Genomic DNA, 16,426 nt, shown 5'->3' with positions numbered 1-16,426 from the left:
GTAGAGCTTTGATGGACATCAGAGAAATGGTGGCATCGATTACAAAAGAAATTTTGCTGTCGATGAATACAGAAAAGAAACCTGAAGCACCTCGTGTCCTGTATGTCTTTTGCGACAGCCAGGCTCATGAGGCGTTTCAGGATCATTTTATCCAGTTGAAAAACCACGGCATCTGCCACGACATTCTCTTCCTGGACGGGGAAACCTCGTCCTGGCTGGGAATGCACAAGATCGAATGCGGGGGAGCAGGCAAAGTCCTGACTGCGGATGAGTACGCTCCTGCGCCATTGGAAGTGCCAAAAGATTACGCTGGTATCGTCATCCCGGAAATCGATCTGGACAATGCGGCAAGAATCGCATCCGGGTTGAAAGGCACGATCAAGGCAGAAATCGTCTTTTCCGCACTCGTGACAGGCAAGTTCGTCATTGCAGGCTCCGATGTGCCGGGCATCAAGCGTGCCGACCGTCGCACCCTGCAAACATTGACGCTGACGCCAGCCTATGAAAAGCTGTTCGAGCGCCACGTGGAAGCGATGAAAGAGCTGGGCGTAGAGTTTGCGGAACAAAAACGTTTGGCCGATCGCGTAGTCTCCAAGCTGAAAGCGCAGTTGCCAAAAGCGGAGGCAAAGCCTGAACAGCCGACATTGACTGCGTTGGACGAGGCAGAGGCGGTTTTTTCCGGCAAGCTGCTTACGGCTGACTGGATCAAATCCCAACCGGAACTTCGGGATACGACCTTGCATGTGAAAAAAGGAGCGATTGTCTCTCCTTTGGCTTACGACAGCATGAGGGAGCGCGGCATTACGGTCAGCTACTTAGGAAAAGGGTGATCGCATGTTTTTGGGAAAAGTGATCGGCAGCGTTTGGGCAACCCAAAAGGAAAACGGCATGGAAAATTTGAAGCTGATGGTTGTTCAGCCGATTGACTGGCGCGGCGAAGAGAGCGGGCAAACCGTGATCGCAGCAGACCGGATCGGGGCTGGGATCGGCGAGCAGGTCATCGTTTCACGAGGAACGCCTGCCCGGATTCTTTTCACGGGCAACAGCGTGCCGATCGATGCGATCATCGTAGGTATCGTGGATTCGTTTGAAGTGCCGGGGGCCGCAGGAGGAGAGGAATAGCGATGGAACAGGAACGTTCGCGAGTCATACAGGAATTTGTGCCAGGAAAACAGGTCACGTTGGCTCATGTGATCGCAAATCCTGACCCTATGCTTTACACCAAGCTGGGGATCAAGGAAGCCGGGGCAATCGGCATTTTGACCCTGACACCGACAGAAACAGCCATTATTGCTGCGGATATCGCGACAAAGGCTGCGGGTGTCGAGCTTGGATTTCTCGATCGCTTCACAGGCTCACTGATTGTCGTTGGGGATGTTTCTGCTGTGCAGATGGCAGTGGATGCGGTCAATCAGGTGTTGAGTGAAAAACTGCGGTTCACACCGGCGCTGGTGACGAAATCATGACAGGCCGTGTCATGATCATCGGTGCTATCGAAGCGGGCAAGTCTTCTCTGGTCAAAGCGCTGTTCAACGATGAACAGCCAGCCAGGAAGACTCAGGCGCTTGAATATCGGGACTGGGTGATTGACACGCCGGGCGAGTATAGCGAAAATCCGATGTTTTACCGCACGCTGATGGCTACCTCGCTGGAGGCGACCATCGTCGTGATGGTTCAGGATGCCACTCGCGACCGCAACTACTTTCCCCCAGGTTTCGCGCAAGGCTTTCCCCAAGCTTGCGTAGGGGTCATCACGAAAGTCGACCATCCCGATGCCGATGTACAACGAGCGGAGGGCTACTTGCGCCAGTCTCTGGGCGACGCGAGAATATTCCCGACGTCTTCCTACACGAGCGAGGGAGTGCCGGAATTGCGTGCGTATTTGCAAGAAATTGTCAGCGAATAAGCCTCTTTCCGCCGTAGCGAGTCTGTGAGAAAATGAAGTCAATATCAAACTCCTAGCAGGTGAAAAGAGGTTCGCATGCAATCCATACGGGAACTGTGCAAATCGTCTACGATATTGAGTGAGGACGACATCCAGATCGTGGAGGACCTTGCTTCCAAACTGCAAATTTTTGCCGATCTGTCGCAGGCAGACATGTTCATCGACTGCCCGACCGTAGATCGAAGTGCTGCTTTGGTTGTTGCGCAGGCCAAGCCGGGCACGGCGCGTTCCATGTACAGCGGTTCAGTCGTAGGCCATTTGGCGACTGCGATCAACGAGCCAGCCGTCATGTACTGCCTGACTACAGGCAAGCCGGTCATTGGCTCCAGAGGTGTATCGCAAGAGCAGGTCGTCATGCGTCAAAGCGTCGTACCGATCACAAACGCCGAGGGCAAGACGATTGGCACGCTGATTACCGAGCAAGACATTTCCAAGCAGGTAGAACAAGAAAAAAACGTCGAAATGCTCAAGGAAACGACCGAGCATCTCAGCGAGACACTGATTCAGTTTGCTGTGCCTGACATGCCGATTTCTTCGCTTCTGCATGAGGGCATGATTTTGTTTGATCAGAGCGGAATCATTACGTATGCCAACGGGCGTGCCCACAAGCTGCTCTCCATGATCGGCTTTGATCGGCCGGAAAAGGGAGAGAGCATCGAACGCATTTTTTCCTGGAGAGTTTCCCCGGAAAATTTCGTGCGCCATGGCGGCTACATTCAGGATGAGTTGTCAAAAGGGAAGCATTTTATCATGATGAAAGCGGTTTCGTCCGTTCGCAAGCTCGACATCATCGGGGGCATTATTTTGCTCCGGGACATTTCGGACATCCGCGAAAAAGAGAAGCAGCTGATGATCAAGTCGGCTGTCATCAAAGAGATTCACCATCGCGTGAAAAACAATTTGCAAACTATTTCAAGCCTGCTGCGCCTGCAAATGCGCCGGTCGCAGTCAAACGAGATTGAGAAAGTATACCGGGAGAGCATCAACCGGATTAACAGCATCGCCATTATTCACGAATATTTGGCGCAAGATGGTCTGGAACAGATCGATTTCAAAGAGATTCTCACCAAAATATCGAAAATTATCGTCTCCTCGATGAGACGTTCAGAGCAAGCCATACACGTCGTCGTGACGGGGGAATCCGTGTACCTTCCGTCCAACAAGGCGACATCTTTTGCTTTAATTGTCACGGAGCTGATTCAAAATTGCATGATTCACGGATTCCGCGAGCTTCATGAAGGGCGCATCTCGATTGCGCTCGTCTCGAAAGACGATTTCGTCAGCCTGTCTGTTACGGATGACGGAGTGGGAATCGAGGATATGGAGCATATTCATAAAAAGGGACACCTTGGCCTGAAAATCGTCGATACGCTCGTCAGGGAAGACCTGGAAGGAACCATGCATTTCCGCAACACAGGCAACGGAACGGAAGTTACCATTCTCTATCCGATCCAAAAGGAGGATGAAGATGACACAGCCGAAGATTATGGTGGTTGATGACGAGCCGATCATCCGCATGGACTTGCGCGAGATGCTCGAAAACGAAGGGTATCAGGTAGTGGCCGAGGCGAAAAACGGGGAAGAGGCAGTCGAACTCGCTCATCGCCACAAGCCCGACCTCATCATCATGGACGTCAAAATGCCGGGCCTGAATGGGATCAAGGCGAGTGGGATCATCCGCACCTTTTCGGACTGCTCCATCCTTCTTTTGACCGCGTACAGCCAGAAGGAACTTGTCCTGGATGCGCGCAAAGCCGGGGTAACGGCGTATCTGGTAAAGCCTGTATCCGAAGATGACCTGATTCCTGCGGTCGAGATTGCGCTCAGCCAAAAGGAAAAAGTGGTGTCGCTGAAGAAAGATATTAGTGATCTGAAACAAAAGATCGAGGATCGCAAAGCAGTGGAAAAAGCCAAAGGCAAGCTGATGAGCGCGCTCTCCCTAGAGGAGGAGGCCGCTTACAAATGGATGCAGCAAGTAAGCATGCAACGGCGCATGCCACTTGTGAAGCTGGCGGAAGAAATTCTTTCAGGCGAGCAAACGATTTTGACTCAGGGGTAATGTCTCTGAGCAGTTTTTTCATAAAAAGAAACGAACGCAACAAGTAGATAGCAAGAGAAGCAAAGGCGCTTGTATCAGACCGGAAGCGATTATTTCGGCTGTTCAAGCGTCTTTTTGCTTGCCTCGTCTGGCACGCCAATGGTTCAAGGAGGTTCATTATGGATGAACAGTGGATCCAAAGCGTCGGCATCGATGTCGGAACCAGCACAACGAAAATGATCGTCAGCCGATTGCGGTTGGGGCGCATGTCCAGCACGTTTTCGCTGCCGCGCTACCAGATCGTGGAGCGGCAGCTGCTGTATGCGAGTGAGGTGCATTCCACCCCGTTGATCGGGTTTGACGAGATTGACGCTGAAGGAATCGGTGCGATTTTGCAAGAGGAGTACAGAAAGGCCCAAATCAGTCTGTCGTCCATCAAGTCAGGCGCCGTGATCATTACCGGAGAGACGGCCAGCAAGAAAAACGCGCAGCACATCGTTCATCTGCTGGCGGAGCGATCCGGCGATTTCGTGGTAGCAACTGCGGGAGCGGACCTTGAAGGCGTGCTGGCAGGCAAAGGCGCGGGGGCGGAAAAACGCTCGCAAACGATCCAGGGAACGATCGTCAATGTCGATATTGGCGGCGGGACGGCGAATGCTGCTTACTTCCAGCGCGGCCGAGCGATTGCGACGGTGACTTTTCACGTCGGAGGCAGGCTGATTCGCCTGGACCAGCAAGATATGGTTACGTACGTGTCGCCGAACATCCAGGCATGGCTTTCTGCGAAAGGCTTGCGCATCACGGTCGGTCAAAGAATCAGTCTGGCCGAGATTTCGGAAGTGGCGCGGCAGATGGCGTGCAGCATGCTGGATTACTTGACGGGAAAAGAGCGGCAAATATCGGGCTTGCTGGTAGTAGGGCCTCAATTGCGCGGCGATTTCCCGGTGGAGGAGCTGACCGTTTCCGGCGGGGTCGGGAAGCTGATGGAAGGCGCTCCCGTAAGAAGCATGGCAGATGTGAGTCGCTACGGCGATTTTGGCCCGCTGCTCGGTTACGTGTTGCAGCAGGAGCGGGAAAAAGGGACGTACGCGGTTAACTGGCTCGATCCGGAACAGACGGTGCGGGCTACGGTTATCGGAGCAGGCATGCAAAGTACGGAGATCAGCGGATCGACTGTGCATATCAAGCCTGAGCTGCTCCCGATCAAAAACATTCCGATTCTCAAGCTGGAGCTTACCCAGGAGCAGTTGGCGAACCCGGCGCAGCTTCATCAGGAAGTGGCGGCGATTTACCAGCTGGGGGAACGGCTTTTTGATAAAACGACAGGAATCCCGTTCGCACTCGCGATCTCGGGCATCGGCTATTGCTCGTATGCGTTGCTGCAAACGATATCCCAGGAGCTGTCCGATCAGTATCGGCACTATTTTGCCGAGAGCCAGACGATGGTCGTGATCTGCGAGACAGATATGGCAAAAGCATTGGGGCAGGCGCTGGCGCTGCGTTGCAAGGGCGCACCGGAAATTATTTGCATCGATCAGGTGCGGGTAGAGTATGGCGATTATATCGACCTGGGCGAGCCGATTTCGGGAACGATTATCCCGGTCGTGGTAAAAACCCTCGCTTTTGACGAGAAGGCGTAACGTATAAAGGGGTGGACAAAATGAACACGAAAACGACTGTGCTTGGACAGACCTATCAATTTCGCGATTTGAAAGAAATTTTCGCGAAGGCAAACGAAGACAAATCAGGAGACCAGCTGGCTGGGATCGCTGCTTCCGATTCACGGGAACGCGTAGCTGCCAAGCAGGTTTTGGCTGACTTGACTTTGGCCGACATCCGCAACAACCCCATGCTTCCTCCAGAGGAAGACGAGGTCTCTCGTGTCATTGAAGAGGGGATTAACGAGAAAATTTACAACGAGATCAAAAACTGGAGCGTTGCCGAGTTGCGCGAGTACATTTTGAGCCACAATGCGGGCGAGAACGACATCAAGCGGATCAGCCGCGGCTTGTCCAGTGAAATGATCGCCGCAACAGCAAAGCTGATGAGCAACCTCGACCTGATCACAGCGGCGGCGAAAATTCGCAATGTGACCCACTGCAACACAGCGATTGGCCAGCCAGGCGTACTGGCCGCACGGGTACAGCCAAACCATCCGTCGGACAACGTGCAAGGGATCAAGGCAGCGCTGTACGAGGGGCTTAGCTACGGAATTGGCGACGCGGTTATCGGGATCAACCCGGTTATCGATACGGCAGACAGCGTCAAAGATATTCTCACGATGACCAAAGAAGTGATGAACAAGTGGGAGATTCCGACGCAAAACTGTGTTCTGGCGCACGTCACTACCCAAATGCGGGCAATCCGTCAAGGTGCGCCTGCCGACCTGATTTTCCAATCACTCGCAGGCAGCGAAAAAGGCAACAATGCTTTCGGTATCGACGTCAAACTGCTGGACGAAGCAGATGAGCTGATGCGCAAAGAAGGTACGTCCTACGGGCCGAACTTCTGGTATTTCGAGACGGGGCAAGGCTCCGAGCTTTCTTCCGAGGCGCACTTCGGCATCGACCAGGTGACGATGGAATCCCGCTGCTACGGATTGGCTCGCAAGTACAACCCGTTTATCGTCAATACGGTTGTCGGCTTCATCGGACCGGAATATTTGTACGACAGCCGCCAGGTCATCCGGGCAGGTTTGGAAGACCATTACATGGGCAAGCTGCACGGGCTGCCAATGGGTTGTGACGTATGCTATACGAACCATATGAAGGTTGACCAGAACGATATGGACAACTTGGGTATTTTGCTCTCGGCGGCAGGGGTCAACTTTGTCATCGGGGTAGCCATGGCGGACGACGTCATGCTGAACTATCAATCGACCAGCTTCCACGATATCGCTGCGTTCCGCGAAGTTCTCGGCCTGCGCCCGGCGCCTGCCTTTGAAAAATGGCTGGAGAAAATGGGGATCATGGAAAACGGCAAGCTGACGGCAAGAGCGGGCGATCCGACAATCTTCATGTAAGAAGAGGGGGTGTATGACGGATGGAACAACAATTGGATTTTTTAGTAGACAAAGTAGTGGCAGAACTGCAAAAGAAACTGTCTGAGCTGGGAGAAAAAGCTCCTGCGCAAGCGGTGGAACAGGCCGTGGATGAAGTGGTTGAAGCAAGCATGCAACCAGGCGCACAGCCAAGCGTGGAAGTGAATGGGGCAGCAGCTTTCCAGTCCGACGTATCGGAGGAGCCGGAGAGAACGGCACAAATCCCGAATCCGCAATGGAAAGAAGGACTCGATGAGCTGTTGACAAGTACGCCAGCCCGGATTGGCGTATGGCGTACAGGCGTCCGACCATTGACCAAAACGATGCTGCAATTGCGTCGCGATCACGCGGCAGCCGTTGATGCCGTATACGGCGAAGTCCGCCAGGAAGTGCTCGACCAATTCTCCCTGTTCACAGTGGAAACGCAGTACGACAACACCGAGAACTATTTGAAACGCCCGGACATGGGACGCATTCTCACAGATGAGGGAGTACGCCTGCTGCAAGAGCGTTGCCAAAAGAAACCGCAGGTGCAAATCGTCGTGTCTGACGGTCTGAGCGCCAGCGCGGTGGACGCCAACCTGAAAGATGTGCTGCCGTCCTTGCTGGACTCTTTGAAAAGCTACGGGCTTAGCTGCGGCACACCGTTCTTTGTCAAAGGCGGCCGCGTAGCAAGCATGGACCATATCGGCGAAGTTTTGGAGCCGGAAGTATTGGTCATGTTGATCGGCGAACGTCCCGGTCTGGTCACGGCGCACTCGATGAGTGCCTACATGTGCTATCGTCCGCGCAAAGGGATGGTAGAGTCCGAGCGTACCGTTATCTCCAACATTCACCGTCAAGGCACATCGCCCGTTGAGGCGGGAGCACATATCGGCACGATTCTCTCCAAAATGCTGGAGCAAAAAGCAAGCGGTGTGAAGCTGGTCTTGTAAGATACGTGGAAAATGACCCGAGGAGGAACTACCATGACATTCCGCAGAAAAAAAGTAGCCGTCATCGGAAGCGGCTTTACCGGAGCGACCACTGCGTTCATCATGGCGCAAAAAGAGTTGGCTGACATCGTGTTGGTGGATATCCCGCAGCTGGAGAATCCGACCAAAGGAAAAGCGCTGGATATGATGGAATCTTCGCCGGTTCTCGGTTTTGATTCCTCAATCACAGGCACATCCGATTACAAAGACATTCAAGGCTCCGATATCGTCATCATCACCGCAGGGATTGCCCGCAAGCCGGGCATGTCCCGCGACGACCTGGTGGCAACAAACGCTGCCATCATGCGTTCTGTAGCGGAGCAAGTGAAAATTTACGCGCCGAACTCCATCGTACTCATCTTGTCCAACCCGGTTGATGCGATGACGTACACGTTCTTCAAAACGTCCGGCTTCCCGAAACACCGCGTCATCGGTCAATCCGGTGTACTCGACACCGCCCGTTTCCGCACCTTCGTGGCCATGGAGCTGAACGTTTCTGTAGAAGACGTCACAGGCTTCGTACTGGGCGGACACGGTGACGACATGGTTCCGCTCTTGCGTTACTCTTACGCTGGCGGCATCCCGCTGGACAAATTGATCCCGCAAAATCGCCTCGATGCCATCGTCGAGCGCACGCGCAAAGGCGGCGGTGAGATCGTCGCCCTGCTCGGAAACGGCTCCGCCTACTACGCGCCTGCCGCTGCCCTGGTGGAAATGGCAGAAGCGATCCTGAAAGACAAGAAGCGCATTTTGCCATCCATCGCATATCTGGAAGGCGAGTACGGCTACCACGACCTGTACCTGGGCGTGCCTACTCTCCTGGGTGGAAACGGCATCGAAAAAGTCATCGAGCTGGATTTGACTGCCTCCGAGAAGGCGGCACTGGACAAATCGGCTGACTCTGTTCGCGCGGTTATGAAAGTAGCTGTGCAGTAAGCGCGCGTGCTAAAGAAGAAGGAAGCCCTGCCATCCGGATTTGGCGGGGCTTTTTTCGTGGGAATGCAAAGAAAAGCCGCCCCTACTGGCAGGGCGGTTTTTCGCGCTTTCGGTTCTTATTTGCTGATCAGTTTTGGCTCTTTTTCTCCCAGCTTGATCGTAGTTTCGCTCGGAATCCACATGCCTGTGTTTTCGTCACGGCCTTGCAGTACAACTGTTGGATTGGCTTTTCCAAGCTGTTCGGCTGCTTTCGCTGCTTGCTGACCGATTTTGCCGCCTTTGACGCGGTTTACGACCAGTGACAGTTGTACGCTGTCCAGCTCGGTCATCATTTCAAAATCGCCGTTGCTGTCGCCTGCGATCAGGATTGGGCCGTAGCCGTACTTTTTCGCGAGTACGCTTTGGATGACTTCTGTTTTGCCGTGACCGACAGTAATTGGATAGTTTGGCTGGTACACGTTCGTGATCAGGCCATTCTCTGTCTTCAAGCGCATACCGATAATGTTTTCAGTTGGCAGGTTGTATCCGTATTTTGGCAGAGTGGCAAATACGCGGACAACGTCCTCAAGCGATGCCGATACGACGTACACGTCGATACCGTTGGCGCGCAGAGTGTTCATCAGGTTTGCCACTTCCGAAGTCAGGCGCAGTCCTGTTGTGTGAGAAGCGGTGACCACGCCAGCTTTGCCAGCCAATGCTTTCGGGCTTGTCCAGGTCACTTTTTCAATCGCCATGCCCAGACTGACGTCATTGGAAGTCTCGGCAAGCTGATGAACTTCGTCGATCGTCATGTTGGTGAACAGGTAGAGCACCCATGGATAGCCGACGGAGTTGCTGTGTGTATCGTTGATCGCTTCGTACAGGAAAAACAGCTTTGTCTTGAAGTCAGCGAATTGCTCCGTTGCTTTCACTTCCTCCAATGTCTTCGTTCCTTTAAAGCCTTTGTAATTTTGGTACAGGTACGTGTAGTCGGCAACCAGATCGCTTGCGATCGCGTCGAGCGTCACTTGCTTGCCGTCCACGTTTTTGTACGAATCGGAAAAAGGTCCTTCTGGCACATTGGTGCGGATGACCTTGCCGAATTGTTCCGGCGTCATTTTGTAGGCGAGGTGGTTGATCTGGTAGACGAAGAGAGCTTCCTCTGTGTCGTGCATGATGCTTGTATTGTCCCAGTCAAAGACTGCGTACGGTTTTTTTGCAGCGTTGTAGGCAGGATTTTGCATGCCGTTTTTCTCAATCAATGCGTTGACAGCCTGATAAGTTGCAGGCGCCCATTTCCCCTTGTCGAGCGCTTGCGCGGCTGGTGTGGCAGCCTGTGCGGACACAGTAGTCGCGAGCAGAACAGCGATCATCAGCAGTGTCAGCCACCAAAAGCTGCGTTTTGCCAGTGTGTGAGACATAGTTGTCATCCCCTCTTCTTTCTGTAGTTTCGTCGATTTGTCAAATGAAAACGCTATCATTTTTTCGGGAAGTGAACCAAAGGCAAAAAAACAGGGCCCTTCCCGGCGCTTGACGCAAGCGCAGAAAAAGACCCCATTGTCTTTTGCGTTTTTATTTGTACATCCATCATACTAAATTCAGCCAAAAAATCAAGAAAATTTCGCCAGTTGTCTGCCAGGCAGGAGTGGGTGGAAAAGAACGCGAAGTCAAAAAGGTTTGCAGGTTCGTGATGGACATAATGAATAAAGAGATGTCAGGAAAAGGATGATGAACGGTGAAGCTGATCGAGACGAGCAAGGGCATTTTGACCAATTGCATGGCGTTAAAAGCAAACGAGTCTTTTCTGGTAGTCGCGGACGAACCGAAGCGGGAGCTTGGCGAGGCGCTATGGGAAGCCGGCAAGCAGCTTGGAGCAGAGTCGGTGCTGATGGTGATGACAGAGCGTGAAAAGTCCGGGCAGGAGCCGCCTGTGGCGGTAGCAGCGGCGATGAAGAGTGCCGACGTGGTCGTGTGTGTGACCGAGCATTCCTTGACGCACACCAAAGCGCGCAAAGAAGCAGCGGCAAACGGGACGAGACTTGCCACCATGCCAGGCATCACCGCAGACATGTTCCTCGAAGGGGCGATTTCTGCCGACTATGCGCAAGTGAAAGTGCTGACGGAAAAAGTGACCGAGCTGCTGACCGCAGCCAGCAGCGTGCGGATTGAAAAGGCAGGAAAATCGCTCACTTTTTCCATAGCCGGACGCAATGGCGTGCCGAGCACAGGCATGTATGTCAATCCGGGTGAATCGGGCAACCTGCCTTCCGGAGAAGCGTATGTGGCACCGCTGGAAGGAACGGCAGAGGGACAAATCCTCGTGGACGGCTCGATCGCCGGGATTGGCAAAATCGACTCGCCCCTTTTGTTGACGATTGAAAAAGGGCGGATCACGCAGGCAGAAGGCGCATCGGCTGAGCGACTGCTGCAAATTTTGGGCGATCAAGACGGCCGTCTGCTCGGCGAATTTGGGATAGGAACGAACGACAAGGCACGAATTACGGGAGTCGTGCTGGAAGACGAAAAAGTGTACGGAACGATTCACGTTGCGTTTGGCAGCAACAACACATTCGGCGGCACAATTGTGGCGGGAGTGCATATCGATCTGGTGGTCAAAGACCCGGATGTGTATTTGGACGACACATGCATCATGAAAAGCGGGAAGCTTTTGGGACAGTAGCCGACTTGACCCGGGAGCCAGGATGAATCCCGATCACAAATGGTGTATGATGGGAGCATATCCTTTGAGGCGGATGTGATGTGATGTTGTTGCTGGAGCAAATTGTGGCGGTCATTACGGCAGGGAACCTGGTTTTGGCCGCTGTTCTCATCTTCATGGAGAGGCGCAACATTGCGGCTACCTGGGCTTGGCTGATGGTTCTCCTGTTTTTGCCGGGTATCGGGTTTCTCTTCTATTTGATTTTTGGGCAAAGACTGAGCAAGAAAAAGCTGTATCGGCTCCGCCAGGGAGAGTTCTCGCATTTTCGGGCGGCTGTCGACAAGCAGAAAAAGCTTCTGGAACAAGGCGAGCTGCAAGTGAACGATCTGGCGATGGAACGGCATCGGGACATGATTTTCATGAACGTGGTGAGCGACGGTGCTTACTATACGCAGGATAACGCCATTCAGGTGTTTGCCGAAGGGCACAGCTTGTTCGACCTTATGTTCAAGCAGATCGCAGAGGCAAAAGAGCACGTTCATTTGCTCTATTATATTTTCAATGATGATGAACTCGGAACACAGCTCGTGCAGCTGCTGACGAAGAAAGCGCGCGAAGGCGTAGAAGTCAGGCTGCTGTACGATGCGGTAGGGTCGGCAGGCGTCCCTTCGCGGTTTTTCCGGCCGCTGGTGGAAGCGGGCGGGGAGGTCGTCTCCTTTTTCCCTTCGTCGATCCCGTTCCTTAATTTCCGGGTCAACTTCCGCAATCACCGCAAGCTGACGATCATCGACGGGAAAAGCGGCTATATCGGCGGCTTCAACATCGGGGATGAATATTTGGGCAAGGACAAAAAGCTGGGGTATTGGCGGGACACCCACCTGCTAATCGAGGGGAAAGCCGTCTACATGCTTCAGGCCCGCTTTTTCCTGGACTGGAATTTGTCCGCTCCCAAGCGAATACAGGAGTCGTTTGCCTATTTCCCGGAAATGAATGAGCCACAAGGGACGATTGGTTGCCAGATCGTGTCCAGCGGGCCAAATTCGGAGAAACAGCAAATCAAGCACGCGTTTCTGAAAATGATCTACAAGGCGCGGAAAAAGATTTACTTGCAAACACCGTACTTCATTCCGGACGACAGCATGCTGACAGCGCTGAAGATGGCGGCGATGTCAGGAGTGGACGTGCGCGTGATGGTGCCGGGCAGGCCCGACCACCTGATGGTTTTCTGGGCGACCCACTCTTATTTGGGGGAGCTGTTGAAAAGCGGTGTCCGCTGCTATTTGTATGAAAAAGGCTTCATGCACGCCAAGACGATGGTGGTGGACACGCAGCTTTCTTCTGTAGGGACAGCGAATGTGGATATTCGCAGCTTCAAGCTGAATTTTGAGACGAACGTGTTCCTGTACGATTCGCAGATGGCCAAGCAGCTGGAGGAGCTGTTCGAGGCTGATCTGGAGGATTGCCGGGAAATGACGATGGAAGAGTATTTGAACCGTCCGCTCCGTTCGCGGATGCAGGAATCATTGACACGGCTGTTGTCACCGATTTTATAACAAGAAAAAGGACCCGTCGGCCCTGTGAATCTTTATCACGGGTTGGGGGTCCTTTCGTTTTTGGCGCGTCCCGGGCGTCACACCCAGTTCAGCGAGGTACTTTAAGGCTTTTTCGCGCCTGTCAAATATTCCACAGCTTCATCCAGCTGTTTTTCAATCAAAATCGGATCGTAGCCAAGCCATCTGTCTACATCGACGATATACACATGATTGTTTTTCACAGCCGGGAGGTTTTTCCACAGGTTGCTGCTTTCGATTTCTTTCAAGTAGGAAGCGGCATCTTCGCCTGGGAACAGCATCAGGAAAATATGGTCGGCCGCATACTCTGGCAGCAGCTCCATGGAAATGTCTTTGGACCAGAAGTTAGGGTCTTTGTCCAGCTCGGCCTTGATCGGAGCGGGCGGCGTCAGTTGGAGCGAGTTGTACAGGACGTGCCCCATATTGCGCGCGCCGTACATTTTGATTACTTTTGCGCGGACGTTCAAGGCTGCGACTGTTTCGTTCTTGCCGATTTTGGCCTGCACCAGCTTGCGGGCTTCTTCGACTTTGGCGTTATGCTTGGCGATCCACTCTTCGCCCTCTTTTTGTCTTCCGAGGACGTCAGCAACTTGCTTCGTGTGGCCGATGAAGTCGGTTTTATCGAAATCGATTGCGACTACAGGAGCGATTTTTTGCAGCTTCTCAAAAACTTGCTGCTCTACCTCAGTGTCGGTCACAATCAGATCGGGCTGCATCTCCAAGATTTTTTCGAGATTGTAGGAATCGTAATCGCCTACCACTTCGATGCCTTTTACGAACGGGGCCATGTCAGCCCCTTCCATGTGACCTTGCACCGCGCCAATCGGTTTTATACCGAGGACGAGCATATTGCTCAAGTATTGCAAGGCAATGACGCGCTCTGGCTTGACTGGAATCGTTGCTTCGCCTTTTGCGTGCTTGATGACACGCGTCTCTTTTTTGGCAGGCTCAGAAGCAGGTGCTGGTGAAGCGGTTTGCTGCTCGGACTGGCTTGGAGCCGTTTGGGAGCATGCTGTCAAAAGAAGCAGGGCAAAGAGCATAATGCCGGACAGACACGCTTGTATGCGAGATCGTTTCATGAATACCCTCCTGAATGAAAATGATTCTCAACAACAAGCTTCATCTTACCGTGAACCGTTTGACTCATCCATGGAGGATATTCCGGTTTTCTTTGGACAATCCGGCGGTCAGGAAGTTTTCTGCTGCTCCAACAGCTGAATCGCTTCGTCCAATTGGGCGTCAAGCGACAGGGGATCATACGCGAACCAGACGGGGCCAAGCAGCACGACTTGTCCTTTTTGTACGGCAGGAATGCTTTGCCACTCTTTGCGCTGGGTCAGGGCTTGAAAATGAGCGCGCGACAGGTCGTCGTCAAAAATGTGGACGAACAGCCAATCGGCAGCGTAAGCGTTCAGTTGATGTTCCTGTACGGGAACGGCCCAAAAATTCGGATCGCGCTTGATGTTGTCTTGAATGATCGGGGGTGGCGCCAGCTTCAGCGATTTGTACAAGACGTGCCCGAGATTGCGAACGCCGTAAGCAAAGGTGTGCGCCGGACGGACATTCAGGATCGACACCGTCTCCTCTTTGCCGATGCGTGCGTCCACGTACCGCTTCGTTTTCTGCACTTTTTGCTCATGCTGCTTGAACCAGAGCAGCGCTTTGTCTTTTTGTCCGAACAGGTCGGCAATTTGCTGCAAATGACCAAAGACGTCGTCATCCGTCCAGGACAGTGCGCACGTAGGGGCAATCGAGGAGAAGGCCGCACAATCTTTTGGATAATCGGTCAAAATAAAGGACGGCTGCAGTGGCTTGATCAAATCCGGGCAAGCTTTGGACAGCGAAATGATATCTGACGCCTCTTGTAGCCGGAGCTGTTCCCGCATGTGAGAGACTTGGTCTTCCTGCGCCCCCACAGGCTTGATGCCGAGAGCCATCAAATACTCGGTGTACTGGAAAGTGACAGGGGCGATTTGCCGCTGACTCATTTTGACAAAGACAGTCGGAGAGACGCCAACCTGCTGCTTGAACCGTCTGCTGAAGTAAAATTCATCCTCGTATCCGACAAGCTGCGCTACCTCACGCAAACGCTTTTTCGAGTCCCACAACAGCTTTTTTGCCTGATCCATCCGATACCCGGTCAAGTATTCAATCGGGCTTTTTCCTACGTTCTTTTTGAATAGCTCCGTGTAGTAGCGAGGCGTAAGCCCGGCCTTGTTGGCCAGATCAGCCAGCGAGAGCGATTGTGCGTAATGTTCATGGATGTAGGAGAGGGTCTGGTCGATGGGGTGCGACGATTCCACGACTGCTTGCGCGGCAGGGGCCTCCCAGATCGTGAGCAACAGCTGCTGAAAACGAATCTGATTTTGCAACATATCCAGTGGATTCGCTACCTCGTGCTTGTGCTCATGGTCGGCAAGCAAGGCGCGGGCCAGCTCCAGGCAGACGTGCAGAGACTGGACGTGATAGCTGTCGGCCGGAGGGTGCCACAGGCCATCCGGTGCATAGCTGTTATGTTGCCTCATGTCTTGTTGCAGCGCGTCAAAAAAGAGGGCGAAAAAAGACAGGGAAGCACCACGCCCAGCTACGATGGAATCGGCAGCTTCCGGTGCGAAAAATCGTACACTCCCGGAAGACAGGGGCGGGGCACTAGCGGTGTCGTCGCCCTGCCAATATCCGCTGCCTTCCGTAATCATGAGCAAGGCGTGTTCCGGGCAGCCGGGAAGCGACCATGCTTGATTCGGAGGCAAAGCGATTTGCCGGATGCTTTTCAAGAGGAAAAAGGTTGTCGTCTCTGCGTGGTTGTCGCCCATGATGACCTCTCATTTCAAATGGAATAGCTTGGAGTTAGCGGATTACGGTACAAGTGGCACAAGTTCGAATGACTCGGTGACGACGATGCTGCCTTTTACTGACTGTACCATCGGGCAGTTTTTGCTGGCGGCATCGACGGCCTTTTGCACTTTTTCTGCCTTCAAGTTTTCTCCGGTAATGATGAAGTGAAGGTGAATTTTTTCAACGCGGTTTGCTTCTGCTTCATTGCGCGTGACATCTGCTGTGATTTGCATATCTGTGCAAGGCATGCGCATTTTGTCCAACACTTTGCGCAGGACGCCGCCACTGCAAACGGCAATGGAAGAAACGAGCAGCTGGTAAGGGCGAAAGCCGTACGCCTCATCGCCAGAGACGTGCAGATCGCCATATGATAAATGGGTGACGAACCCTTTTTCTTTTGCTTCAAAATTCATGTCCCGCTCTCCTTTGCGATAGCTTTTCTTCATTAT

16 protein-coding genes are annotated in these 16,426 nt (G+C 53.1%); 12 read left to right on the top strand and 4 right to left on the bottom strand.

The features are described from left to right. The first annotated feature begins 11 nt into the window (after positions 1 to 11). The 10 genes from HP435_RS27135 (at position 12) to mdh (ending at position 8,933) form a co-directional block, all read left to right on the top strand. A complete protein-coding gene (locus tag HP435_RS27135; RefSeq protein WP_173596318.1) occupies positions 12 to 830 on the top strand; it encodes a hypothetical protein in 819 nt (272 codons plus the stop codon). Positions 831 to 834: 4 nt separating this feature from the next. Further along, entirely contained in the window at positions 835 to 1,122 is a 288-nt protein-coding gene (locus tag HP435_RS27130) for a EutN/CcmL family microcompartment protein (RefSeq protein WP_063228865.1), read from the top strand. A gap of 2 nt (positions 1,123 to 1,124) precedes the next feature. Further along, complete coding sequence (gene eutS, locus HP435_RS27125) at positions 1,125 to 1,466, top strand: ethanolamine utilization microcompartment protein EutS (protein ID WP_063228866.1); 342 nt, start codon at positions 1,125 to 1,127, stop codon at positions 1,464 to 1,466. Beyond that, complete coding sequence (locus HP435_RS27120; RefSeq protein ID WP_063228867.1) at positions 1,463 to 1,906, top strand: EutP/PduV family microcompartment system protein; 444 nt, start codon at positions 1,463 to 1,465, stop codon at positions 1,904 to 1,906. Before eutS ends, HP435_RS27120 begins: the two co-directional genes overlap by 4 nt. 75 nt (positions 1,907 to 1,981) lie before the next feature. Further along, positions 1,982 to 3,442: a sensor histidine kinase gene (locus tag HP435_RS27115; RefSeq protein WP_063228868.1), complete on the top strand. Its 1,461-nt coding sequence runs from the start codon at positions 1,982 to 1,984 to the stop codon at positions 3,440 to 3,442. Further along, complete coding sequence (locus tag HP435_RS27110; RefSeq protein WP_063228869.1) at positions 3,414 to 4,004, top strand: ANTAR domain-containing response regulator; 591 nt, start codon at positions 3,414 to 3,416, stop codon at positions 4,002 to 4,004. Before HP435_RS27115 ends, HP435_RS27110 begins: the two co-directional genes overlap by 29 nt. 158 nt (positions 4,005 to 4,162) lie before the next feature. Continuing rightward, a complete protein-coding gene (locus tag HP435_RS27105; RefSeq protein ID WP_122962490.1) occupies positions 4,163 to 5,623 on the top strand; it encodes an ethanolamine ammonia-lyase reactivating factor EutA in 1,461 nt (486 codons plus the stop codon). Between the two features lie 20 nt (positions 5,624 to 5,643). Next, complete coding sequence (locus HP435_RS27100) at positions 5,644 to 7,005, top strand: ethanolamine ammonia-lyase subunit EutB (protein WP_122962491.1); 1,362 nt, start codon at positions 5,644 to 5,646, stop codon at positions 7,003 to 7,005. A gap of 20 nt (positions 7,006 to 7,025) precedes the next feature. Continuing rightward, positions 7,026 to 7,958 carry an ethanolamine ammonia-lyase subunit EutC gene (gene eutC / locus HP435_RS27095; RefSeq protein WP_173599541.1) on the top strand — a complete coding sequence of 311 codons (933 nt, stop codon included), beginning with the start codon at positions 7,026 to 7,028 and terminating at the stop codon, positions 7,956 to 7,958. A 33-nt stretch (positions 7,959 to 7,991) separates the two neighbouring features. Next, positions 7,992 to 8,933 carry a malate dehydrogenase gene (gene mdh / locus HP435_RS27090; RefSeq protein ID WP_122962493.1) on the top strand — a complete coding sequence of 314 codons (942 nt, stop codon included), beginning with the start codon at positions 7,992 to 7,994 and terminating at the stop codon, positions 8,931 to 8,933. A 116-nt stretch (positions 8,934 to 9,049) separates the two neighbouring features. Here the strand turns inward: mdh and HP435_RS27085 are convergent, their stop codons facing one another. Continuing rightward, positions 9,050 to 10,333, bottom strand: a complete 1,284-nt coding sequence (locus HP435_RS27085) for a haloacid dehalogenase-like hydrolase (protein WP_063228874.1) — start codon at positions 10,331 to 10,333, stop codon at positions 9,050 to 9,052. Between the two features lie 314 nt (positions 10,334 to 10,647). Here HP435_RS27085 and HP435_RS27080 point away from each other — a divergent pair, with 314 nt between their 5' ends. Next, complete coding sequence (locus tag HP435_RS27080; protein ID WP_173599540.1) at positions 10,648 to 11,592, top strand: aminopeptidase; 945 nt, start codon at positions 10,648 to 10,650, stop codon at positions 11,590 to 11,592. A gap of 83 nt (positions 11,593 to 11,675) precedes the next feature. Then, positions 11,676 to 13,124 (top strand): cardiolipin synthase, encoded by a 1,449-nt coding sequence (gene cls, locus HP435_RS27075; protein WP_122962495.1) that lies wholly within the window; start codon positions 11,676 to 11,678, stop codon positions 13,122 to 13,124. A gap of 101 nt (positions 13,125 to 13,225) precedes the next feature. Here cls and HP435_RS27070 read toward each other — a convergent pair whose 3' ends face one another. The 3 genes from HP435_RS27070 to HP435_RS27060 all read right to left on the bottom strand — a co-directional run bounded on the left by HP435_RS27070 (position 13,226) and on the right by HP435_RS27060 (position 16,390). Then, the gene (locus tag HP435_RS27070; protein WP_173599539.1) at positions 13,226 to 14,221 is read right to left on the bottom strand and encodes an ABC transporter substrate-binding protein; all 996 of its coding nucleotides are present in this window, start codon (positions 14,219 to 14,221) and stop codon (positions 13,226 to 13,228) included. A 108-nt stretch (positions 14,222 to 14,329) separates the two neighbouring features. After that, a complete protein-coding gene (locus HP435_RS27065; protein WP_173599538.1) occupies positions 14,330 to 15,955 on the bottom strand; it encodes an AraC family transcriptional regulator in 1,626 nt (541 codons plus the stop codon). Between the two features lie 42 nt (positions 15,956 to 15,997). Further along, positions 15,998 to 16,390, bottom strand: coding sequence for an OsmC family protein (locus HP435_RS27060; RefSeq protein ID WP_063228878.1), 393 nt, complete (start codon positions 16,388 to 16,390; stop codon positions 15,998 to 16,000). Positions 16,391 to 16,426 lie beyond the last annotated feature (36 nt).

Origin of the sequence: Brevibacillus sp. HD3.3A (genome assembly GCF_013284375.2) — a bacterium.
In the GTDB taxonomy this organism is placed as follows: domain Bacteria; phylum Bacillota; class Bacilli; order Brevibacillales; family Brevibacillaceae; genus Brevibacillus; species Brevibacillus parabrevis.
This window is presented reverse-complemented; position numbering and strand designations above follow the sequence as displayed.